We start from the raw sequence: 2,023 nt of genomic DNA on the forward strand, positions 1-2,023 counted from the left end.
GGCCTGGAGGGGGCTCGACGGGCGGGCGAGGAGCCAGGCGTACGAGCCTGCCTGCCCCGCCCGGTTTCCGGGCTCCGGCCCGGGGGCCCGGGCTGGGGGCCCGGGCCGGCCTTCCGTCAGCCGGTGCTACGAGTCGTAGCCGTAGTAGCCGTCCAGCACGACCACCTTGCGGGTGGCCGGGTAGTAGAGGACGGCGCGCGTGTCGAACTCGTGGCAGTTGGGGCACGGCACGCCCTGCGTGTAGAGCCACGCCTGCACGTCGCCGCCGCCCGCGTAGGCATCAATCGCCTGGAGCAGCGCCACGCCGTCGCCGTAGTAGTTGTTCGTGAAGAGGATGCTCTGCGACAGGCCCGCGCGGTTGGTGTACGTGCCGCCCGCGGGGTCCGGGAACGCCTGGTCCTGCTGGGAGAGCTTCGCGACCACGCCCTGGATGGTGGTGGGCGAGGCCGGGCAGGACGGCGTGCGGTACGCGTCGATGGGCTCCAGGCCGTGCCACGCGCCGCTGTTGGAGCCGAGCACCCACTCCTCCTGCGCGGGCTCCAGCGCGGACGCGTCGATGGGCGTCAGCGACAGCGGCTGGGGCGTGCCCACGTCACACGCGTTGGCCACGTACAGGCAGCGCGTCACCTGGCGGTAGGTGCCGCACGAGGAGAAGTCCGTCGTTCCCGCGGGCTTGTTCTGGACGCAGTCGTAGGTGGCGGGCTGGCAGTTGGGCGACGGCCAGACGTCGTAGGCATCCCCGGTGGTGAGCGCCAGGCTGGTGACGCGCGCGACGACGCGGCCCGTCTTCTGCGCCGTCCCGCCGGCGGTGAGCGCCGCGGTGAACGTGAGCGGCGTGGTGTGCGGGTCCATCGCCTGCTTCATCGTGGTGTAGGTCCAGTCCAGGTTGAAGCTGTCCGCGTCCACGCGCGCCACCGTGGGCACGCCGTCCGGCGCGGCGACGGTGAGGGCGCTGGCCGCGGCGTCCACGCTGCCCCGGTAGACGAGGGAGTTGTTGCCGCTCACGACGTAGTAGGGCGTGACGTCCTGCGACACCCACACGGAGTTGGATCCCTGGAAGTCATAGAAGCGCGGGGCCACTTCGATGCGCGCGGTGTAGTGCGTGGGCGTGCCCGTGAAGGTGTCCACTGTCACGAACAGCGGCAGGCCGGCCAGCACCGAGTTGAGCTCGTGGCCCTCCGGGAGCACCACCTCCAGCCGGCGCTCGCTGATGATGTGCGCCTCGCCGAAGGCGTCGTCGGGCACGTAGCTGAACACGTTGCTCAGGTAGCGGTTCGCCGTCGCGTGCAGGATGAGCGAGCGCACGCCGTTGCGCGTCTCGAAGGTGCCCAGCGTCTCGAAGCTCAGCGTGAGCGAACCCTCCGCCGCGTAGAGCCGCTCCACCGCCGTCGCGGCGGCGGTGCTGGTGCCCGTCGCCTCCACGGCCTCCGTGGACTCGATGGACTCGATGGACTCCATGGGGGCGGTGGGTTCGGCGACCGGCCCGCTACAGGCGGGCGCGGCGAACGCGACAAGACATGCAAGTCCAAGGGTACGGGAATTCAAGGCGGAGCCTCCGGGGGGAAAGCGCCGCATAGCACGTCCCGCTGACACGGGCGGAAGGAGCCCCGTGTGACATCCCGGTCACGAGGACTTCTTGAAGGACTCGCTCCAGGTGGGGGCCGCCTTCTCGATGAGCTTCATGAACTCCGCCGGGATGTCGTCGGCCCCGGTGAGCGGGCGGATCTCCATCACGTCGTCGTTGCCCATGCCTCCGGGGTAGCGACGGGCCCACGCGATGGCCTCGTCCTTCGACTTCACCTCCAGCACGTAGAAGCCGCCGATGAGCTCCTTCGTTTCGGTGAAGGGGCCGTCCTTCACGTCGGACTTCCCATTCTTGAAGACCACGTGCGCGCCGGCCGCGGAGGCGCTGAGGCCCTCGGAGGCGATCAGCACGCCGGCCTTGTGCATCTCCTCGTTGAATTTCATCTGCGCGACGAAGACCTTCTCGTCGAAGGGGGCGTCAGCGGGCGCGGGCACGGGT

The 2,023-nt window shown here is 70.0% G+C and carries 2 protein-coding genes; both read right to left on the minus strand.

Annotated features, from left to right (window positions below; genetic code table 11):
* Nucleotides 1–126: 126 nt before the first annotated feature.
* Complete coding sequence (locus D7V93_RS42305) at nt 127–1,545, minus strand: hypothetical protein (protein ID WP_120648602.1); 1,419 nt, start codon at nt 1,543–1,545, stop codon at nt 127–129.
* Nucleotides 1,546–1,623: 78 nt separating this feature from the next.
* A partial coding sequence (locus D7V93_RS42310; protein WP_341871001.1) for a YciI family protein occupies nt 1,624–2,023 on the minus strand: 400 nt, incomplete at its 5' end.

Origin of the sequence: Corallococcus llansteffanensis (assembly GCF_003612055.1) — a bacterium.
GTDB lineage: Bacteria > Myxococcota > Myxococcia > Myxococcales > Myxococcaceae > Corallococcus > Corallococcus llansteffanensis.